Raw genomic sequence first — 18,548 nt, 5'->3', positions numbered from 1 at the left:
CACGTGCGGCGTGCCGCAGAAGCCGCGATCAGCCGCGACGGCGGCGCAGCGCGCCGACCCCGGCCAGCGCCGTGGCGATCAGCGCCAGCGAACCGGGCTCGGGCACATTGATGTCCGTACGCGCCTGGGTGCCGATGAACAGCTTCTCGTCACCGCCGTTCAGCGCGTACCGGTCGAAACAGTTGCCGACGTCCTGGTTCTGACGCGGCGCTTCCCGCACGGTACCGAAGCCGTCCTCGCTGCCACAGCCGAGGCGATAGTCGACATGGATCGCGTAGTCGCTCAGGTCGCCGCCGAGCAGGCTGGCGATCAGTGCGTCGAGCTCGGTCATCACGATGGCGTAGGCAGCGCGATCACCGCCCAGGTTGTGCTCGACCTTGCGGTCGTAGGGGCCGGCGCAATCGACGATGACTTCACCGCCCGGCACCGTTGCCAGACAGACCGGACCGCCGGAGCGCACGAAATCGGCGAGCACCGGTTCGACACGACCTGCTTCGGTCAGCGCGCCGGGCGCGGTGTACAGATCTGAGCCGCCGAGAATGATGCCGGAGCCACCCGAGCCGTCGAAGGTGGGCAGACCGCCGTAGACCGACACGCCGTCCTGGTCGAAGTCATTGCTCAGGTCGAAGCGACCGAGGATGGTGCCGGTGCTGATCTGCGACACCTCGACGCGCATCCACGCCGCCAGACTGGCGCGATCCTCGCCGGAGCCGATTTCGTTGTTGGCGAAGAAGAACACGATCGAGTTCTCGTCGAAGTTCAGTTCGGCATTGAGCGCCGACAGGCTGGCATCCCACCAGCCGGAACGGTCCCAGCTGCCGTCGAGCACACCTGCCAGGCTGTTGGGTTCGTTTGCGACCGTGGTGCGAAAGCCTTCGGTGGTGTTCGCCTGCGGGGTATCGAAGGCGTCGTCGACACCGGGCGTACCATTGCTTGTCTGGCCGTTGGCGCCCAGACCGAGCTTGGTAAAGATGTCGATCTGGCCCGGCCCGGCCATCACTTCAAGACCGGAAATCGGCAGCGAATATGAACGGGCATCGCCGTAGGTGACCCAACCGACGTTCTCGAGATCGACGGTGGGAGCAGCGTGTGCGGCACTCATGCCGGCAAGGACCGCAGCAAGTGCGGCGCGACGAACCTTCTTGCAGAAGGGGGTAGCCATGATCTGTCTCCTGGGTTCTTGTCACGACACAAGGGAAATCTTCCCGAGTTGTCATCCGCCGTGTAGCAAGTCACATTCCAGAAAAACAGGGGGTTACACAAAACTGAAATATATGAGGTTTTTTACCTATCCCGGATAGCACCGTTCGCCGGCCCTGGCGCTGTAAATAAATCCGACAGAATTCGGGCTCAGCGCCGCGATTCCAGTTCTTCCCAGCGCAGCATGGCGGCGTCGATTTCGGCCGCCAGAGCGCCCAGGCGGGTCGACACGGCCGCCGCTTCGGGGCCAGCCAGCGCGCCGCTCGACAGCCTTGCAGTCAGTGTGCTCTGTTCGTCCTCCAGCGCAGCGATGCGGTCGGGCAGGCTGTCCAGTTCCTTCTGCTCCTTGAAGCTGAGCTTGCTCTTCGGCGCGGCGGCCGGCCTGTCGGCCTTGACCGGCGCAGCCGCCGGAGCAACCGGAGCTGATTTCGCCGGCGCAGCCGCCGGCGACGCCGGAGCGGCCGGACGCTGGGCGATCCAGTCGCTGTAGCCGCCAACGTATTCGCGCCAGCGGCCATCGCCTTCGTAGGCGATGGTCTGCGTCACCACCGCATCGAGGAAGGCGCGGTCGTGCGACACCAGCAGCACGGTGCCGTCGTAGTCCTGCAGCAGCTGTTCGAGCAGGTCCAGCGTTTCCATGTCGAGGTCGTTGGTCGGTTCGTCCAGCACCAGCACGTTGGCCGGGCGCGCGAACAGACGGGCCAGCAGCAGCCGGTTGCGCTCGCCGCCCGACAGCGACTCGACCTTTGCGCGCGCGCGCTGCGGCGGGAACAGGAAGTCGCCGAGATAGCCGATCACGTGCGTGCGCTTGCCACCGATCTCGACGAAGTCCGAACCCGGACTGATCACCTCGGCCAGCGTGGCCGACTCGTCGAGCTGGGTGCGGAACTGGTCGAAGTAGGCGACCTGGATGCGGCTGCCGGTACGCACGCGGCCTTCGTCCGGCTCCAGCTGGCCGAGGATGAGCTTGAGCAGCGTGGTCTTGCCGGCGCCATTGGGGCCGATCAGGCCCACCTTGTCGCCGCGCACGATGCGGGTCGAGAAGTCGCGCACGATGGGGCGGTCGCCGAAGCGCTTGCTGACGCCCTCCAGTTCCGCCACCAGTTCACCGGACGCTTCGCCGCGGTCCAGTCCGATCCGGGCGCGGCCCATCTGCTCACGCCGCGCCTCGCGCCGGGCGCGCAGTTCGTCGAGCCGCTTTACACGGAACTGCGCGCGCGTACGCCGCGCCTCGACGCCCTTGCGTATCCACACCTCCTCCTGCGCCAGCAGCTTGTCGGCGCGCGCCGATTCCAGCGCCTCGGCCGCCAGTTCGTCGGCCTTGCGCGCCACGTACTGCGCGTAGCGGCCGGGGTAGCTGCGCAGCAGGCCGCGGTCCAGTTCGATGATGCGGGTGGCGAAGCTGTCGAGGAAGCGGCGGTCGTGGGTGATGACCAGGCTGGCGCCGCGGAAGTCGTTGAGCAACGCTTCCAGCCACGCGATGCCGTCGAGGTCGAGATGGTTGGTCGGTTCGTCCAGCAGCAGCATGTCCGGCTCTGCGACCAGTGCGCGCGCCAGCGCCACCCGTTTGAGCATGCCGCCCGACAGCGATTCGACGGTGGCGTCGCCCGGCAGGTTGAGCCGGACCAGCGCCTGTTCGATGCGCTGCTCGAAACGCCAGGCCTGGTGATGTTCCAGCGCGTCCTGCAGTTCGGCCATGCGGTCGAGCTTGCTCTCGTCGCCGTGGGCGACCGCTTCGGCCACGTCGTGGTAATCGATCAGCAGTTGTGACAGTTCGCCCAGACCCTGCGCGATCGCGTCGAACACGCGGGCGCCGGCAGCGAACTGGGGCTCCTGCGCGACGTAGGCGATCTTCGTGCCGGGCTGGCGCCAGACCGTGCCGTCGTCCAGCGCCGCGTCGCCAGCGAGAATCTTGAGCAGGCTGGACTTGCCGGTGCCGTTGCGACCGATCAGCGCCAGCCGCTCGCCCGGTTCGACCACCAGCGCGGTGTGGTCCAGCAGCGGCAGGTCGCCGAAGGCGAGGCAGGCATTGTCGAGGGTGATCAGCGGCATGGTGGGCGGCGTGCGGGGCGGTTCGGAGGCGGGCGCGCAGTATACGCCCTGCCCTGGCGGCGACTCAGCCGGCGCGCGCCACCGCTTGCGGCCGGCAGGCGAACAGCAGGCCACCGAGTGCCGCCTGCAGCAGACCGAACACGCCGTAGATCAGCGCCACGGCGACCGCCTGCGCGGCCGGCACGCCGAAGGCCGCGAGCACCGCCGCCGCCGCCGCTTCGCGCGTACCCCAGCCGCCGACGCTGACCGGCAACGCCGCCATCAGGAAGATCGGCGCCGCCACCGTCGCCCACACGGCCGGCGACAGGTCGAGCCCGAGCGCCCGGCCGCCGCAGGCGAGCGCCGCGATGGACAGCGCCTGCACGACGAGCGAAGCGCCCATCTGCAGCGCGTACTGCGGCAGCACCCGCGGACGCCGCAATCGCGACTGCACGCGCGCCAGCACGGCAAATGTGCGACCGTCGTTGATCGGCAGCGCGATCAGCAGCAGTGGCGCAGTCAGCAGCAGCACGGCCGCCACCGCGCACGACAGGTCGATCCAGACAGCCGGCAGCGGCAATGGGAGTGCGATGGAGGATGCAGCGAACGGCAATGCGCCGGCACCGAGTGCGAGCAGCACCCACAGGCCGCTGCCGCGGTCCAGCAGCACCGACAGGCCGGCGTCGAGTGTCGGCAGACCGGCCTGACGCAGCGCCAGCGCGCGATACAGATCGCCGCCGACGACGGCCCCCGGCAGCAGTGCGTTCAGCGCCATTGCACGGAAGTAGGCGAGCAGCGCGAACGAGGGGCTGACGGCCGCACCGAGCCAGGCCGTGAGCGCACGCCAGCGCAGCGCGGAGGCGACGTTCGACAGCAGCGCCGCGACCAGGCCGAGCAGCAGCCAGTCGCGGTCGGTTTGCCGCAGCGTCGCGATCAGCGCAGCGGGTTCCGCCACGTGGATGACCGCAGCCAGCAGCGCGCCGGCTGCGGCGAGGCGCAGCGCGGCGCCGCGCGTCATCGCGCCTCCGGCTCCTGCGCGTGGTACTGCGGCCGGCCGCGGCCTTCGTGATAGATGCGGATGAGCAGTTCGCCGATCAGGCCGGCAACGATGAGCTGCACGCCCATCAGCAGCAGCATAACGCCGGCCATCAGCAGCGGCCGGCCGGCGATGTCGTGGCCGAACAGCTTGAGCAGCCCCATCCAGCCGAGGACGGCGGCACCGGGTATGGCGAGCCACAGGCCGAGCGCCCCAAATGCGTGCAGCGGACGCTGGCGGTAGCGCATGAAAAAGACGATCAGCACCAGGTCGAGGATGACGCGGAAGGTGCGGTCGATGCCGTACTTCGACACGCCGCGCGTGCGCGCGTGGTGACGCACCGGCACTTCGGCGATGCGCGCACCGGCGTCGCGCGCCAGCGACGGGATGAAGCGGTGCAGTTCGCCGTACAGCCGGATGCGGTCGATGATGTCCCGCCGGTAGGCCTTCAGCGCACAGCCGTAGTCGTGCAGATGCACGCCGGTCGAGGCGGAAATGAGCTTGTTGGCGATGAGCGACGGCAGGCGGCGCGACAGCGCCTTGTCCTGCCGCTGCTGGCGCCAGCCGGAAATCATGTCGACGTCGGGATCCGTGTCGAGGCGGTCGAGCATCGCCGGAATGTCGAGCGGGTCGTTCTGCAGATCGCCGTCGAGCGTGACGACGTAGCGACCGCGCACACGGTCGAAGCCGGCCTGCAGCGCGCTCGACTGACCGTAGTTGCGCACCAGAAGCACCGGCCGCAGCCACGGGCGTTCGGCCACCAGCCGCGTCAGCAGCGCGCCGCTGCCGTCGCGCGAGCCGTCGTCGACGACGATCAGCTCGAAGCGGCGGCCGGTCGGGGCGAGTGCGGCGTGGATGCGATCGACCAGATCGCCGAGGTTGTCGAATTCGTTGAACACCGGCACGACGACGGACACCTCCGGCGCCTCGGCGGTGGCGCGCGCCGGCAACTCCGGCTGGGCGAATTCGAGAACCTGGGGCATGGGCGGACGATCCGGCATGAAGAGCCGTCATCGTGCAGCGCCGCGGTTAACGCCAAATTAAAGATGTGCGGCGACACTGCGACGCCATGAACGCCCCTGCTTCCACCCCGTCGCACCGCGCCCCGTGGCTGCTGCTCCTGCTCTATTTCGGCGCCCACATCGTGGCTCGCACGCTGGTGTCGGACGCGCTCGAACTGGACGAGGCCGAGCAGGCGCTGTGGACCCAGCAGCTGGCCGCCGGCTATGGCACGCAGCCGCCGCTCTACACATGGCTGCAGTGGGCGGTGTTCCAGGTGGCGGGCGTGTCGGTGCTGTCGCTGTCGCTGCTGAAGAACACGCTGCTCGCATCGACCTACGCCTTCGTCTGGCTGGCCGCGCGCCGGCTGATGGCGCCGCCGCTGGCGCTGCTCGCCGCGGCGTCCATGCTGCTGATTCCGCAGATCGGCTGGGAATCGCAGCGCGACCTGACGCATTCGGTGCTGGCCACCGCCGTCGCCGCCGCCACGCTCTATGTCGTCGTGCGACTGATCGAGAAGCCGCGCCCGCTGCTCTACCTCGCGCTCGGCCTGTGCGCGGCGCTCGGCCTGCTGTCCAAGTACAGTTTCGCGGTCTATCTGGCCGCACTCGGCTTGGCGGTACTGCTGTCGCGCGACACGCGGCCCATGCTGCGCAGCCCGTGGCTGATCGCGGCGGCGCTGCTGGCGCTCGTCGTGCTCGCGCCGCACGCGCTGTGGCTGCTCGACAACTGGCAGCTGGCCAGCGCCCGCACGCTGGAAAAGCTGGACGCCGTGCCCGGCGTGGCGGGCGGCGTGGCGGGCGGCGTCGTGCGCGGCCTGAGCAGCCTGCTCGGCGCCACGCTGGCCACACTGGCCGCACTCGCTCTTGCCTTCGCCGCGATCTTCGGCCGCGCCGCGTGGGCGCCCACCGCCGCATCGCCACACTGCCGCCTGTGGGGCCGCTACCTGGGTCTGCTGGCACTGCTGATGCTGGCGCTGGTGGTGGTCGGCGGCGCCACCCATTTCAAGGGTCGCTGGCTGCAGCCGCTGCTGTTCATGGCGCCGCTGGCCTTCTTCTGCTGCCGACCGCAGCTGAGCACGCACTCGCGGCTTTACTGGCTGCGCGGCACGCTCATCGTGTTCGCGCTGCTCTACCTCTTCATGGCCAGCATGCGGCCGGTATTCGACGGCTGGCGCAACCGGCCGGACGAACTGAACGAACCCGCGGCCGAACTGGCGCTTGCGCTGCGCACCGCCAGCTACGACGGCCGCGCGCCCATCGTCACCCACGACCCGGTGCTCGGCGGCGTGCTGCGCGTGCGCTTTCCGCAGGCGCAGGTCGTCGTCTGGAAGGACGACGCACCCGCGCCGCAGGTGCAGCCGGGGGCGCACTTGCTGATCGGCCGCGGCGAAGCGGGCCGTGCGATGTTCGACCGCGCCGGCACGGGCGACTATGCCCTGCTCCGCCTGCGCTATCGCCACGCCCACCCCGGCCACCCGCCGATCGAATACCGCTACACCCTCGTCCGCTGACGCGGCGCGCGGTTACAATCGCGCCCCTGCGGCTCCATAGTTGAATGGATACAACAACCCCCTCCTAAGGGGTAGGTACAGGTTCGATTCCTGTTGGGGCCGCCAGCCCTCCTCCCGCTCCGCAAGACCCGCCCTCCTTTCGCTCCCCTCGACGCTTTCCTTCCCGGTCTCCGTACCGAACCATTCCCGGGAAAAATTCACACAAAGACCGTAAAGGCCAGAGGGGCTTTTCCGATATCACTTTGGTCGTAGATCGGACAACAAGAAATCATGCGGAAAGGAAGCGCGAAATGAGCAGGAACACGGGTGTGAGAGGTGACGACATCGCGACATGGATTGCGATCGCAGCCAGCGCGGGCTGCGCCGCCCTGAGCTTCAGCCAGCCCCCCGGCTGGACGATCCCGGCACTGATCGGCGTGGTGATTGCCAGCCTGGCCGCATCACGGGTGATGAGCAGCAGAGCGCGGGCGCGCTTTGCGGCAAACCAGCGCGCGCGCATGGCGGAGATCGACAGGAATGTGAGTCAGTACGACGACCTGTGCGCGGCCCTCGCCGGCGGCAGCCAGGAGCAGTTCGAGCGACTGCGAGAGGCCCTGGCGCGCTCGCAGGACGTGGTGGCCGGTGCAGCGGCCAACCTGCGGGAAACCAACGGCCGCTCGAAACTTCGGGACATGGTCGAGGAACTGCGCCTCCTCGCGACGGACGAGGAACAGGCAAGCCGGCGCGAGGAGATCGGACGGTTCGCCGCGCAGACGCAGGAGGCGCTGTCCGGATTCGTACAGACGGTCGAGGCGCTCAGCGCAGGCAGCGCCGCGATCTCGGCGCGTTTCGATGGCGTGCGCGGCAAGCTCGACGAAGTGCGTGGCCTGATCGGCCAGGTCAACCAGATCAACCGCCAGACCGAACTGCTGGCGCTGAACGCGGCGATCGAAGCCGCCCGGGCCGGCGAAGCAGGACGGGGGTTCGCCGTCGTCGCCGACGAGGTGCGTAAGCTCGCTCAGCGGACCGAACAGTTCAGCGAGGAAATCAGCACTCTGCTGAGTGATGTGCACGAGGCAATCAGCGAAGCAGGTGCCGCGGTGTCGGCGTCGGCAAGCACGGACATCGGCGCGGCACGCGAATCCGAAGCACACGCGGCCCAGCTGTGGCAGCAGATGTCGGACATCAACCGCCACGCGGCAGAGCAGGCGGACCGCATCAACCGCCTGTCGGCCGCGATCCACGAGGCCGTCATGCAGGGCATGGTGTCTATGCAGTTTGAGGACATGGTGAGCCAGCTGCTGGCAAAGGTCGGCGAGCAGACCGAACTGATGGCGCGTTACGTGAATGGCGTGTTCGATGCGCACCGCGACCGCGAACAGCGCGACGGCATCGCCCGGGTCGAGAAACGCAACGAGGTGCTGTCACGCCTGCTGGCCGATGCGCGCGAGGCCGCGCGGTCGATGACCCTGCAATCCGGGCCGCGCGGCACGATGAGCACCGGCGAGGTCGAACTGTTCTAGGGCACGGGTCGTCGGCGCGCCGGCGATCAGCCGCGCCGCGTCTCGACCACGCCGTCGACGTCGCGGATCAGTCCGAGCACCTTCTGGATCTGTCCGACGCCGGCGATCTCGACGGTGAAGCTCATGCGCGCCATGCCCGCCTTGGACTGCGTGCTGACCGCAGTGACGTTGATCTTCTCGCGCGACAGCACTTCGGAAATGTCGCGCAGCAGGCCCTGACGGTCGTGCGCCTCGACGTGGATGTCGGCGGCGAAGCGCGCGTCCGGATCGCGGCCGGCCACTTCGCCCCATTGCGCGTCGATCACCCGCTCCGGGTTGCGCGCCACCATATTGATGTAGTTCGGGCAGTCGCTGCGGTGGATGGCCACGCCGCGGCCGCGGGTGACGAAGCCGGAGATCGGGTCCGGCGGCGCCGGCTTGCAGCAGCGGCCGAGCTGGGTCAGCAGCTTGCCGACGCCCTCGACCAGCACACCGCGTTCGCCGGTGGCGCGCGGCGCGCGCGGCTTGATTTCCGGCTCGTCCGGCGGCGGCTCCTCGCCCTTCAGCGCGACATGGATGGCGCGCGGACCGACCTCGCCGTGCGCGCAGGCGATGTGCATCGCATCGACGCTGTTGTAGCCCAGCTTGTTCGACAGCTCTTCCAGGCTGGTCTGCGACGCGCCCTCGCGCGCCAGTTCGCGCGCCAGCCATGCGCGGCCCTGGGCCAGCGTTTCGCCTTCCTCGATCTGGGCGAACCAGCGGCGCACCTTCACCCGCGCGTTGTGCGTGGTGATGTAGCCCTGCTGCGGCACCAGCCAGTCGCGCGACGGCCCGCCCTGCTTGGCGGCGATGATCTCGACCCGCTGACCGTTGTCGAGCGGCGTGTTCAGTGGCACCAGCTGGCCGTTCACGCGGGCACCGCGGCAGCGGTGGCCGAGGTCGGTGTGCAGGCGGTAGGCGAAGTCGACCGGGGTCGCGCCCTGCGGCAGGTCGATCACCTTGCCCTGCGGCGTCAGCACGTAGATGGTGTCGTCGAGCGCGGCGCGCTTGAACTGCTCCACCCACTCGGAGTGATCGGCGATTTCGTCGCGCCAGGACAGCAGCTGCCGCAGCCAGGCGATCTTGTCGTCGTAGTCCTTGTCCTGGCCTGACCCTTCCTTGTAGCGCCAGTGCGCGGCCACGCCCATCTCGGCGTGGCGGTGCATGTCCCAGGTGCGGATCTGCACTTCGAGCGAACGGCCATCCGGCGCGATCACCGCGGTGTGCAGCGACTGGTAGTTGTTGCCCTTGGGCTGCGCGATGTAATCGTCGAATTCGCGCGGCAGCGGATGCCAGAGCTGGTGCACGATGCCGAGCGCGCCGTAGCAGTCGCGCACCGAATCGACCAGCACGCGCAGCGCGCGCACGTCGTACACCTCGGAAAACTCCAGCTTCTTCGCCCGCATCTTGTTCCAGATGCTGTAGATGTGCTTCGGCCGCCCCTGGATTTCGGCCTTGATGCCGGCCGCTTCCAGCTCGGCCTTCAGCTTCACCATGGCGTCGGCGATGAAGGCCTCGCGCTCGACCCGCTTCTCGTCGAGCTGCTTGGCGATGCGCTTGTAGGTGTCGGGTTCGAGGAAGCGGAAGGACAGGTCTTCCAGTTCCCACTTGAGCTGCCAGACGCCCAGCCGGTTGGCCAGCGGCGCATAGATGTCGAGCGATTCGCGCGCCATGTCGAGGCGGTCGTCGTTCGGGTGCGCGGTGAGCCAGCGCAGGCTCTGCACGCGCGAAGCGAGGCGCAGCATGACCACGCGCACGTCGGCCACCATGGCCAGCACCATCTTGCGCAGCACCTCGGCCTGATCGCCGCCGGCGTCGTTGCCGGTCACGCTCTGCGAAGCGTGGGCGCGGGTGATCAGGCGCAGGTTGTCGAGACGCTGCAGGCCGGCGACCAGTTCGGCGACCGCCGGGCCGTAATGTGCCGCGATGTGTTCGCCGGCGTCGTCCTGCACCTCGTGCAGCGGAAACAGCAAGGCCGCCAGCCGGGTTTCGAGGTCGAGCCGCAGCGAGGCGCAGATCAGCGCCTGGCCGACCACGTGCTCGTGCATCGGCTCGCCGGTGCCGAGCCAGCGCTCGGCATACAGCGGCGTCACCATGTCGTGGGCGCGGCGCAGCGTGTCCGCTTCGGCGTCGCCCAGACCGTCGGTCAGCAATTCGAGTGTGGTGCGCGCCGCGTCGGCGCTGGAGAGGGAATGAACGACGGATACCATGCCGCGATTATCCCGGATTAGCTGACAGGCCGCTTGCGGCGGAGCAGCATCGCCAGTTCCGGGCGCTTACGCGGGCTTCAACTCGACCGCTTAATCTTGTACCGTTGAGCGCACTTCGCTCAACCGGGAGTCCGTCATGCGACTGCTGCTCGCAATCTTCCTGCCCTTCATGGTGTTCTTCACCATCGGCCGCCCGGTGGCCGGCATCATCTGTCTCATCCTGCAGCTCACGCTGCTGGGCTGGATTCCGGCCGCGCTGTGGGCGGTCTATGCGCTGAGCCAGTACAAGACCGAGAAGAAGATCGAGGAAGCGCTCAGCCGGCGCTGAGCGCCCGACTTACTTCGAACTGGCGAGCGCGCTGCCCTTCACGGCGACGGTCTGGGTGAAGGTGAGGTCCTTCGAATCGATCACCCTCGCCTGCAGTTCGCCACCTTCCTGTGGCTTGAACTGGAAGCGCAGCTGCGGGTTCTCGCTCAAGGCGAAGTCGACGTCGGCGGTCAGCAGCGTGCGGCCGGCGTAGCTCACTTCGATGCGGCGCACGAAGTGAGCCGGCGTGAAGTGGCGGGTGACCTGGTCCATCTGCATGCCATTCAGGTTGGGATGGCTCACCATCAGCGTCGCGGCCGCGGCACTTCCGGCGTCGTTCTCGACCTTGAGCTTCATCCTGCCCAGCCGCGCCATCGCTTCCTCGAAGTCCTTGCCGGCCGGCGCCGAACAGCCGCCGGAGGCGCGCACGAACTTGCTCGACGCGTGCAGCTTGCCGTCGCTGGTTTCGGCCACCGCGCGCATCCAGGTGTATTGCTCGACGCGGACGCGGGTTTCGATGTCGGCGCGCCCCGCCTCCGGGCTCAGCGTGATCGCTGCGGCCACCGGCGTCGGGTTGCCGTCGATGATGAGCCACAGCTTGCGGATGTGCCGCTCGGGCGTCTGGTCGATCCGCGCACGCAGCGCCACCGGCACCACCGCGGCGTCCTCGGCACGGAAGGGCGCCTCGATCTCGATCACCTCGTTCGATTCGACGATTTCGCGCCCGGCAAACACCGTGGCCCGCACGCCCTGCCAGACTTCGGTATCGGACGAAGGCTCGTCGGCCGCACCGGCCGGCAGCAGCCACAGCGCTGCGCAGGCGCACAACAGTGCGCGCAAGGAATTCAGGGACATGGCGGTCTCCTCCGTTGTCGTTTGCCTGCGATTGAACGCGCCGCCGTGCCGGCGATCTGCGACTTAGTCACATTCGCTGCGCACCGACGGGATAGCATCCCTCGACAACAACAAAGATGGACGGAGGAGTCATGAGCCGATACGTCGGCGCGCCCGGCCAGTGGCGCGACTGGATTACGCACTTCCCGCGGCTCGCCGACCTCGAACCGGCGGCACGCGAGGAACTGCTCGCCAACAGCTTAGAGGTGCGGCTGTCGGCGGGCGAGACCGGCTACCGCGAGGGCGACGCCTGCAACAACTTCATCCTGCGCATCGAAGGCTGGTCACGCATACAGCGGCTGTCGGCCAATGGCCGCGAAGTGCTGCTGTACCGCGTCGGTCCGGGTGACTCCTGCGTGCTCACCACCTCCTGCCTGCTCGGCGTGGCGCGCTACCCGGCGGCCAGCACGGCGGAAACCGACCTGCGCGAGGTGGCGATCGCCGGCGCCACCTTCCGCAAGCTGCTGAACACCTCGGACGTGTTCCGCCAGTTCGTGTTCGAACACTACGGCCGGCTGCTGTCGGACATGATCGCCCTGCTCGACGAACTGAAATTCCGCCGCCTCGACGCCCGCCTGGCCGACCTGCTGCTCGCGCGCACGACCGACGGCGCAGCGCTCGAAGACACGCAGAGCCGCATCGCCACCGACCTCGGCAGCACGCGCGAACCGGTAGGCCGCATCCTGAAGCAGTGGGAGCGGCGCAACTGGATCGCGATGACGCGCGGACGCATCGAGGTACGCGAGCGCGAAGCACTGACGGCGCTGGCGGCCGAGGGCTGAGCGCAGCGGATTCAAGTACCACAGGCGCGTCCGTGCCCTCGCGCCATGGCGGCAGAAATTGCCGCCCGAAACCGGGTCTATTCCCGGTCTGACCATGGCGGCCCGCGCGTTAACCTGCGGCCATGAAGATACGCATGGCTTTCCTGTTGCTCGCATCGAGTGGCGCATTGCACGCCGCCGACGCGGCTGCCCCCGCGACGCCGCCAAGTGGCGCCGGCGCGGTGATCCAGATGCTGGGCGCGCTCGGCCTCGTGCTGGCGGCGCTGTTCGCGGTGCTGTGGCTGCTGCGCCGCATTTCCGGCGGCAAGCTGGCCGGGCCAGCACCGATACGCACGGTCGGCGGCATCGCGGTCGGCTCGCGCGAGCGCGTGCTGCTGCTCGAAATCGGCGAGCACTGGCTGGTGGTCGGCGTCGCCCCGGGTTCGGTCACCGGCATCGCCACGCTGCCGCGCGGTGAATTGCAGCAGGACAGCGCACAGCCGGCCGCCCCGGATTTTGGCGCGCTGCTCGCCCGGCTGAAGGCGCCCCGCTCATGACGCGCCGCCTGCATCCGCTGTTTGGCGTCGGCGTGATTGCCGCCGCGCTCGCCCCGGAGGCGCTGGCGCAGTCGATGCCGGCGCTGACCAGCACGCCGGCGCCCGGCGGCGGTACCAACTGGTCGCTGTCGATACAGACGCTGCTGCTGCTGACCAGTCTGTCCTTCCTGCCGGCGGTGCTGCTGATGATGACCAGCTTCACCCGCATCATCATCGTGCTGTCGCTGATGCGCCAGGCCATCGGCACGCAGAGCAGCCCGCCCAACCAGGTGCTGATCGGGCTGGCGATGTTCCTCACCTTCTTCATCATGGCGCCGGTCGGCGAGCAGATCTATGCCAATGCCTACCAGCCGCTGTCGGAGAACCGCATCACCTTCGAACAGGCGCTGGACATCGGCTCGAAGCCGCTGAAGGCCTTCATGCTGAAGCAGGTGCGCGAGCCCGATGTCGAGCTGTTCATGCGTTTGTCGAACACGCCCAAGGTGGCCAGCCAGGAAGAACTGCCGATGCGCGTCGTCGTGCCCGCCTACGTCACGTCGGAGCTGAAGACCGCGTTCCAGATCGGCTTCATCGTATTCATCCCGTTCATCATCATCGACATGGTGGTCGCGTCGGTGCTGATGTCGATGGGCATGATGATGATGTCGCCGGTCATCGTGTCGCTGCCGTTCAAGCTGATGCTGTTCGTGCTGGTCGATGGCTGGAATCTGATACTCGGCACGCTGGTGTCCAGCTTCGGCCAGATCTGAAGGAGCTCATCCCATGACCCCGACCACCGTCGTCGACATCGGCCGCCACGCGGTCGAAATCCTGCTCATCATCTCTGCGCCGATGCTGGGCGCCGCGCTGGTGACCGGCCTGCTCGTCAGCATCTTCCAGGCGGCGACCCAGGTAAACGAAATGACGCTTTCCTTCATCCCGAAGCTGATCGCGGTGTTCCTGGTCATCGTGCTGGCCGGTCCGTGGATGATCACGCTGATGACCGACTATATCCGCCGGCTCTACACGTCCATTCCGTCGCTGATCGGCTGACGTGATCAATCTGTCCGCCGCCCAGCTCGACCTGTGGATGGCGGGCTTCCTGTTTCCGCTGGCCCGCATCCTGGGGCTGATCGCGACCGCCCCCATCCTGAGCAACCGCGCGATTCCGGCACGCATCCGCATGGGTTTCGGCGCGGCGATGACGCTGGCGCTGATCCCGGCGCTGCCGCCCTCGGGACTGATCGTCGGCTCGTGGCCGGGTCTGCTCGCATTGCTGCAGCAGATGCTGATCGGCATCGCGCTCGGCTTCTCGATGCGCGTCGTGTTTACCGCGATCGATCTGGCAGGCGAACTGATCGGTCTGCAGATGGGTCTGGGCTTCGCGATGTTCTACGACCCGGACAACGCCGCGCAGTCGCCGGTGATTTCGGAGTTTCTCGGCCTGCTCGCGATGCTCATCTTCCTGTCGATCAACGGCCACCTGATGTTGCTGGCGGTGATCGGCAACAGCTTCGAGTGGTGGCCGGTCGGCGCCGACCTGTTCCCGGCCAACGGCTGGATGGCGATCGCACGCTGGGGAAGCACCATCTTCTCGGCCGGCGTGATGCTCGCACTGCCGGTGATCGCGGCGCTGCTGGTGGTGAACATCGCACTGGCCGTGCTGACCCGCGCTGCACCGACGCTGAACCTGTTCGCGATCGGCTTCCCGGTCACGCTGATCGCCGGCTTCGTCATGCTGCTGCTGTCGATGCCCTTCTTCGCCCCGGCGCTACAGCAACTGTTCGACTACGGCCTGCGCACCGTAGCGCAATTGGCGATGGGGTGAAGCGGGGGTTTCGCGGCGCACTGCGCCGCGCCCGCTGAACGGGCTGGCCATGCAGGGCCAGCCCTGGGGTCGTCGATCAGCGCGGGCATACGCAGAAGGCATGCCCGTGATCGCGCCTGACGAACGGGCCGGCTGTGCAAAGCCGGCCCTGGGTTGGTTGATCGGCGCGGACATCATCAGAAGGCATCCCCGTGATCGCGCCCGCTGAACGGGCCGGCCATGCAAGGCCGGCACTCCTTCAAATGGGGCTTCGCGCGCCATCCTTGCCGACTCAACGCGGGTGTCGCTTGAACCCGACACGATGCGGCATCACCCGCCGCGTCGCGGTCAGAAGAGACGCCGTCGCATCACTGAGCACGAAGCGCCCGCAAGCGCGGGAGAGCCACTCAGGAATCTACAACAACACGTCCCTCGACACCCCCGCCCGCCGCAATATCTTGCGCAGCTGCGCCAGCGCTTCGAGCTGGATCTGGCGCACCCGCTCCCGCGTCAGCCCCAGCCGTTCGGCCAGCTCTTCCAGCGTCGCGATCTCGCAGCCATTGATGCCGTAGCGGTACTCGATCACCGTGCGCTGCTTGTCACCGAGCTGCGAAATCCAGGTGTGTACGAGTGAGCCGATTTCCGCGTTCTGGATCTGCACGTCCGGCCCGTCCTGCTCGTCATCGGCCAGCGATTCGCCGATGGACAGCGAAGGGTCGATGTCCAGCGGCGCGTCGAGCGAGGCGGTGTGTTCGTTCAACGACAGGATGTGCCGGACGTCCTCGACCGGCTTGGCCAGCAGCTGAGCGATGTCCTCGGCGCAGCAGTCGCCGCCGCTGCGCGACTCCAGGCTGCGCATTGCGCGCAGCACCTGGTTCAGCTCCTTCACCACATGTACCGGCAGCCGTATCGTGCGCGACTGGTTCATGATCGCGCGCTCGATGTTCTGCCGTATCCACCAGGTGGCGTAGGTCGAGAAGCGGAAACCGCGCTCGGGATCGAATTTCTCCAGAGCGTGGATCAGGCCGAGATTGCCCTCCTCGACCAGATCGAGCAGCGGCATGCCGCGGTTCAGGTAATGCTTGGCGATATTGACGACCAGGCGCAGGTTGCGCTCGATCATGATCTGCCGCGCCTCGAAGTCGCCGAGGCGCACGCGGCGCGACAGCGACAGCTCCTCTTCCGGCGTCAGCAGCGGGTTGGCGCCGATCTCGTTCAGGTAGAGCTGGGTCGCGTCGCCGAAGAACTCCGCCTCGGCGGGCTCGACCGCCTCGACCACCGCTTCCGGTGTATCGATGTCGCTGATCGCCGCGTCGTCCTCGATGGGCTCGACGGGTTCGGCATCATCAGGCAGCGACAGATCGGACATGGCGGCTATCTCGGTGGCAGATACTTCAGCGGATCGACGGGCTTGCCCTGGCGCCGTATTTCGAAGTGCAGCCGGGGCTTGCCGGCTTCGGTATCGGTGTCACCGAGCTCGGCTATCCTTTGTCCGCGTTTCACCGTATCGCGTTCCTGAACCAGGATTCTGCTGTTGTGCGCGTACGCGGACAGATAGGTGTTGTCATGCTTGATGATGACCAGTTTGCCATAACCGCGCATCGCCTCGCCCGCATACACGACACGTCCGCCGGCCGCGGCGAGCACCGGATCACCAAGCTTGCCGCTGACGTCCACGCCCTTGCTCGATCCTTCCCCGAAGCGGCCGATGATGCGGCCCTGTGCCGGCCAGCTCCATTCGATACCGTCCTCCGAGCGGGACGACTCGGGCGCGACGACGGGCGTTGCCGGCGTCGTCGCGGCCGCTGCAGCAGCCGGTGTCGGTGCCACGGTGGCGGCTGCCAGTGGCGCCCCCTTCATGCGCGCCAGCGCCTCTTCCGAATAGGCTTCGACGCCACCGCGCGGCTCACGCTTCAGCACGGTGCTGTTGGCCGGTTCCGCGGTCGCTGCAGCAGTTGCCGCCGCTTGCTGCGGCGCCGGCTCGAGCGGTCGGGACTCGACCGCTCCCGGCGTCACGATGGGACGTATTTCGACCGCGCCCTCAGGCGGCGCAACGCGCAGTTCCTGTCCGACGCGGATCAGATTGGGATTCTCGATGCGGTTCCAGATGACCAGATCACGCCAGTCCTGACCATGCTCCAGCGCAATGCTGTAGAGCGTCTCGCCCTTGGACACGATGTGGAAGCCGGCACGTGTGGCCGGCGCTGCGGTCACCGCAGGCGCAGCCGTCGGTGCGGCTGCCGGCGCCGAAGTGCGGTCCTCCACCGGAGCCGGACGCGTGCCGGCGCACGCGGCCAGCAGCAGGCTCACGACGGACAGCGCACACAGCCTTCTATTCATTCAACCCCCGGTAGGAGCGGTACGAAGCGCACCGCATCCAGTTTCGATTCGACAAAGCGATGCTGCGGCTGATGCTCGATCATGCGCAGCGTCTGGTCGCCGGCGCCCACCGGCAGGATGAGGCGGCCGCCTTCGGCCAGCTGCTCGAGCAGCGGCATCGGAACGGTGGTGGCCGCCGCGGCGACGATGATTGTATCGAAGGGCGCTTCGGCGGCCAGACCGACCGTGCCATCCGCATGTTTCAAGCGCACATTGGGCAGACGCAGCGGACGCAGATTGCGCTTGGCCAGTTCGAGCAGCGGCGCGATGCGCTCGACCGCGTAGACGTCCTTTGCCAGCTTCGACAATACGGCGGCCTGATAGCCGCAACCCGCACCGACCTCCAGCGTCTTGCCGAGAGGACGTCCGCCGACGCGCAGAAGTTCAATCATGCGCGCGACGATGAAGGGCTGCGAAATGGTCTGCTGATAACCGAGCGGCAGCGCTGTATCTTCGTAGGCACGGCTGCGCAGCGCCTCTTCGACGAACTGATGGCGCGGAATGGCCTGCATTGCCGCCAGCACGCCCTCGTCGCGGATGCCTGACGCACGCAGTCGATCGACCATGCGCGCCCGTGCGCGCGTCAGCGCGAGGCTCTCGTCCTTCGACGTCATGCGCCCAGCCAGTCCCGGACCTGCCCCATCTGGGCCACGTGCGTGAGGTCGATCTGCAGCGGCGTGATCGACGCAAAGCCGTTCGCCGTTGCGTGGAAGTCGGTGCCGTCGCCAGCGTCCTGCGCGGCACCTGCGGCGCCGACCCAGTAAACAGTCTCGTTGCGCGGGTTGATCGTGCGCACCACCGGTTCCGCCTTGTGGCGCCGACCCAGGCGGGTGATCTGTATCCCCTTCAGTTCCTCGGTCGACAGGTCGGGCACGTTCACATTGAGCAGCACCGGCGCCGCAAAGGGTCGCTCGGTCAGGCGGCGCACCAGGTCGCAGGCGATGCGGGCAGCGGTTTCGTAGTGCGCACTGCCCTTGCGTGTCATCGACATCGCGATGGCCGGCACGCCCAGCAGAAAGCCCTCGGTGGCGGCGGCGACGGTGCCCGAGTAGATCGTGTCGTCGCCCATGTTCGCGCCGTCGTTGATGCCGGACACGACGATGTCCGGCAGATGGTCGAGCATGCCGGTCACGGCCAGATGCACGCAGTCCGACGGCGTGCCATTGACATAATAGAAACCGTTGCGCGCGCGGCGCAGGATGAGGGGGCGGTCCAGCGTAAGGGAATTGCTGGCGCCGCTGCGGTCGGCCTCGGGGGCCACGACGGTCACATCACCGACCTCTGTCAGCGCACGGGCAAGCGCCTCGAGGCCGGGGGCAAAGTAGCCGTCGTCGTTGGACAACAGGATGCGCATG

General features: G+C 67.7%; 19 protein-coding genes and 1 tRNA gene. 9 read left to right on the top strand and 11 right to left on the bottom strand.

The window, feature by feature from the left end; all coding sequences use genetic code 11:
- Positions 1–28 precede the first annotated feature (28 nt).
- From METRZ18153_RS0106575 to METRZ18153_RS0106560, 4 genes are all read right to left on the bottom strand, one after another.
- Positions 29–1,162, bottom strand: a complete 1,134-nt coding sequence (locus METRZ18153_RS0106575) for a PEP-CTERM sorting domain-containing protein (RefSeq protein WP_020163971.1) — start codon at positions 1,160–1,162, stop codon at positions 29–31.
- A gap of 188 nt (positions 1,163–1,350) precedes the next feature.
- A complete protein-coding gene (locus METRZ18153_RS0106570; RefSeq protein WP_029143600.1) occupies positions 1,351–3,252 on the bottom strand; it encodes an ATP-binding cassette domain-containing protein in 1,902 nt (633 codons plus the stop codon).
- Positions 3,253–3,316: 64 nt separating this feature from the next.
- The gene (locus METRZ18153_RS0106565) at positions 3,317–4,249 is read right to left on the bottom strand and encodes a lysylphosphatidylglycerol synthase transmembrane domain-containing protein (RefSeq protein WP_020163969.1); all 933 of its coding nucleotides are present in this window, start codon (positions 4,247–4,249) and stop codon (positions 3,317–3,319) included.
- Positions 4,246–5,250 (bottom strand): glycosyltransferase family 2 protein, encoded by a 1,005-nt coding sequence (locus tag METRZ18153_RS0106560; protein WP_020163968.1) that lies wholly within the window; start codon positions 5,248–5,250, stop codon positions 4,246–4,248. The genes METRZ18153_RS0106565 and METRZ18153_RS0106560 overlap by 4 nt, the downstream gene beginning before the upstream one ends.
- Before the next feature lie 86 nt (positions 5,251–5,336).
- On the opposite strand from METRZ18153_RS0106560, the gene METRZ18153_RS0106555 reads away from it, so the two are divergent.
- Together METRZ18153_RS0106555 and METRZ18153_RS0106550 are read left to right on the top strand one after the other, a co-directional pair.
- Complete coding sequence (locus METRZ18153_RS0106555) at positions 5,337–6,779, top strand: glycosyltransferase family 39 protein (protein WP_020163967.1); 1,443 nt, start codon at positions 5,337–5,339, stop codon at positions 6,777–6,779.
- Positions 6,780–6,809: 30 nt separating this feature from the next.
- Positions 6,810–6,884, top strand: a tRNA-Arg gene (locus tag METRZ18153_RS0106550).
- Between the two features lie 163 nt (positions 6,885–7,047).
- Here METRZ18153_RS0106550 and METRZ18153_RS20820 read toward each other — a convergent pair.
- Positions 7,048–7,278, bottom strand: coding sequence for a hypothetical protein (locus METRZ18153_RS20820; RefSeq protein ID WP_157257212.1), 231 nt, complete (start codon positions 7,276–7,278; stop codon positions 7,048–7,050).
- Positions 7,279–7,297: 19 nt separating this feature from the next.
- Between METRZ18153_RS20820 and METRZ18153_RS20380 the strand changes: the two genes are divergently transcribed.
- Entirely contained in the window at positions 7,298–8,281 is a 984-nt protein-coding gene (locus METRZ18153_RS20380) for a methyl-accepting chemotaxis protein (RefSeq protein ID WP_157257211.1), read from the top strand.
- Positions 8,282–8,307: 26 nt separating this feature from the next.
- Here the strand turns inward: METRZ18153_RS20380 and METRZ18153_RS0106540 are convergent, their stop codons facing one another.
- Positions 8,308–10,509: a RelA/SpoT family protein gene (locus METRZ18153_RS0106540; protein WP_020163965.1), complete on the bottom strand. Its 2,202-nt coding sequence runs from the start codon at positions 10,507–10,509 to the stop codon at positions 8,308–8,310.
- A gap of 136 nt (positions 10,510–10,645) precedes the next feature.
- Here METRZ18153_RS0106540 and METRZ18153_RS0106535 point away from each other — a divergent pair, with 136 nt between their 5' ends.
- Complete coding sequence (locus tag METRZ18153_RS0106535; protein WP_020163964.1) at positions 10,646–10,837, top strand: YqaE/Pmp3 family membrane protein; 192 nt, start codon at positions 10,646–10,648, stop codon at positions 10,835–10,837.
- 9 nt (positions 10,838–10,846) lie between these two features.
- Here the strand turns inward: METRZ18153_RS0106535 and METRZ18153_RS0106530 are convergent, their stop codons facing one another.
- Positions 10,847–11,671: a quinoprotein dehydrogenase-associated SoxYZ-like carrier gene (locus METRZ18153_RS0106530; RefSeq protein WP_020163963.1), complete on the bottom strand. Its 825-nt coding sequence runs from the start codon at positions 11,669–11,671 to the stop codon at positions 10,847–10,849.
- Positions 11,672–11,802: 131 nt separating this feature from the next.
- Here METRZ18153_RS0106530 and METRZ18153_RS0106525 point away from each other — a divergent pair, with 131 nt between their 5' ends.
- The 5 genes from METRZ18153_RS0106525 (at position 11,803) to fliR (ending at position 14,835) form a co-directional block, all read left to right on the top strand.
- The gene (locus tag METRZ18153_RS0106525) at positions 11,803–12,492 is read left to right on the top strand and encodes a Crp/Fnr family transcriptional regulator (RefSeq protein WP_020163962.1); all 690 of its coding nucleotides are present in this window, start codon (positions 11,803–11,805) and stop codon (positions 12,490–12,492) included.
- A 134-nt stretch (positions 12,493–12,626) separates the two neighbouring features.
- A complete protein-coding gene (gene fliO, locus METRZ18153_RS0106520; protein ID WP_020163961.1) occupies positions 12,627–13,028 on the top strand; it encodes a flagellar biosynthetic protein FliO in 402 nt (133 codons plus the stop codon).
- On the top strand, positions 13,025–13,777 hold the full coding sequence (gene fliP, locus METRZ18153_RS0106515; RefSeq protein WP_020163960.1) for a flagellar type III secretion system pore protein FliP: 753 nt from the start codon (positions 13,025–13,027) through the stop codon (positions 13,775–13,777). The genes fliO and fliP overlap by 4 nt, the downstream gene beginning before the upstream one ends.
- 13 nt (positions 13,778–13,790) lie before the next feature.
- Complete coding sequence (gene fliQ / locus METRZ18153_RS0106510; RefSeq protein WP_019919011.1) at positions 13,791–14,060, top strand: flagellar biosynthesis protein FliQ; 270 nt, start codon at positions 13,791–13,793, stop codon at positions 14,058–14,060.
- 1 nt (position 14,061) lies between these two features.
- Positions 14,062–14,835, top strand: a complete 774-nt coding sequence (gene fliR / locus METRZ18153_RS0106505; RefSeq protein ID WP_019919012.1) for a flagellar biosynthetic protein FliR — start codon at positions 14,062–14,064, stop codon at positions 14,833–14,835.
- 394 nt (positions 14,836–15,229) lie between these two features.
- Here fliR and rpoS read toward each other — a convergent pair whose 3' ends face one another.
- The 4 genes from rpoS to surE are packed head-to-tail and all read right to left on the bottom strand — an operon-like array spanning position 15,230 to position 18,547.
- Entirely contained in the window at positions 15,230–16,183 is a 954-nt protein-coding gene (gene rpoS, locus METRZ18153_RS0106500; protein WP_019919013.1) for an RNA polymerase sigma factor RpoS, read from the bottom strand.
- Between the two features lie 5 nt (positions 16,184–16,188).
- Complete coding sequence (locus METRZ18153_RS0106495; protein WP_029143598.1) at positions 16,189–17,154, bottom strand: peptidoglycan DD-metalloendopeptidase family protein; 966 nt, start codon at positions 17,152–17,154, stop codon at positions 16,189–16,191.
- Positions 17,151–17,807, bottom strand: a complete 657-nt coding sequence (locus METRZ18153_RS0106490) for a protein-L-isoaspartate(D-aspartate) O-methyltransferase (RefSeq protein ID WP_019919015.1) — start codon at positions 17,805–17,807, stop codon at positions 17,151–17,153. Before METRZ18153_RS0106490 ends, METRZ18153_RS0106495 begins: the two co-directional genes overlap by 4 nt.
- Positions 17,804–18,547 (bottom strand): 5'/3'-nucleotidase SurE, encoded by a 744-nt coding sequence (gene surE, locus METRZ18153_RS0106485; RefSeq protein ID WP_020163958.1) that lies wholly within the window; start codon positions 18,545–18,547, stop codon positions 17,804–17,806. Before surE ends, METRZ18153_RS0106490 begins: the two co-directional genes overlap by 4 nt.
- Position 18,548: the final 1 nt, after the last annotated feature.

The organism is Methyloversatilis discipulorum (assembly GCF_000385375.1).
In the GTDB taxonomy this organism is placed as follows: Bacteria; Pseudomonadota; Gammaproteobacteria; order Burkholderiales; family Rhodocyclaceae; genus Methyloversatilis; species Methyloversatilis discipulorum_A.
The sequence above is the reverse complement of the archived record's forward strand: the minus strand, read 5'-3'. Positions and strand labels throughout refer to the sequence as shown.

Coding starts and splice junctions, on each gene's coding strand:
- METRZ18153_RS0106565 (WP_020163969.1), bottom strand. CDS start 4,249: ATGACGCGCGGCGCCGCGCTGCGCCTCGCCGCAGCCGGCGCGCTGCTG.
- rpoS (WP_019919013.1), bottom strand. CDS start 16,183: ATGTCCGATCTGTCGCTGCCTGATGATGCCGAACCCGTCGAGCCCATC.
- METRZ18153_RS0106535 (WP_020163964.1), top strand. CDS start 10,646: ATGCGACTGCTGCTCGCAATCTTCCTGCCCTTCATGGTGTTCTTCACC.
- METRZ18153_RS0106575 (WP_020163971.1), bottom strand. CDS start 1,162: ATGGCTACCCCCTTCTGCAAGAAGGTTCGTCGCGCCGCACTTGCTGCG.
- fliP (WP_020163960.1), top strand. CDS start 13,025: ATGACGCGCCGCCTGCATCCGCTGTTTGGCGTCGGCGTGATTGCCGCC.
- METRZ18153_RS0106495 (WP_029143598.1), bottom strand. CDS start 17,154: ATGAATAGAAGGCTGTGTGCGCTGTCCGTCGTGAGCCTGCTGCTGGCC.
- surE (WP_020163958.1), bottom strand. CDS start 18,547: ATGCGCATCCTGTTGTCCAACGACGACGGCTACTTTGCCCCCGGCCTC.
- METRZ18153_RS0106570 (WP_029143600.1), bottom strand. CDS start 3,252: ATGCCGCTGATCACCCTCGACAATGCCTGCCTCGCCTTCGGCGACCTG.
- METRZ18153_RS0106530 (WP_020163963.1), bottom strand. CDS start 11,671: ATGTCCCTGAATTCCTTGCGCGCACTGTTGTGCGCCTGCGCAGCGCTG.
- METRZ18153_RS0106560 (WP_020163968.1), bottom strand. CDS start 5,250: ATGCCCCAGGTTCTCGAATTCGCCCAGCCGGAGTTGCCGGCGCGCGCC.
- METRZ18153_RS20820 (WP_157257212.1), bottom strand. CDS start 7,278: ATGCGCGCGCGCTGGTTTGCCGCAAAGCGCGCCCGCGCTCTGCTGCTC.
- METRZ18153_RS0106525 (WP_020163962.1), top strand. CDS start 11,803: ATGAGCCGATACGTCGGCGCGCCCGGCCAGTGGCGCGACTGGATTACG.
- fliO (WP_020163961.1), top strand. CDS start 12,627: ATGGCTTTCCTGTTGCTCGCATCGAGTGGCGCATTGCACGCCGCCGAC.
- fliQ (WP_019919011.1), top strand. CDS start 13,791: ATGACCCCGACCACCGTCGTCGACATCGGCCGCCACGCGGTCGAAATC.
- METRZ18153_RS0106555 (WP_020163967.1), top strand. CDS start 5,337: ATGAACGCCCCTGCTTCCACCCCGTCGCACCGCGCCCCGTGGCTGCTG.
- METRZ18153_RS0106490 (WP_019919015.1), bottom strand. CDS start 17,807: ATGACGTCGAAGGACGAGAGCCTCGCGCTGACGCGCGCACGGGCGCGC.
- METRZ18153_RS0106540 (WP_020163965.1), bottom strand. CDS start 10,509: ATGGTATCCGTCGTTCATTCCCTCTCCAGCGCCGACGCGGCGCGCACC.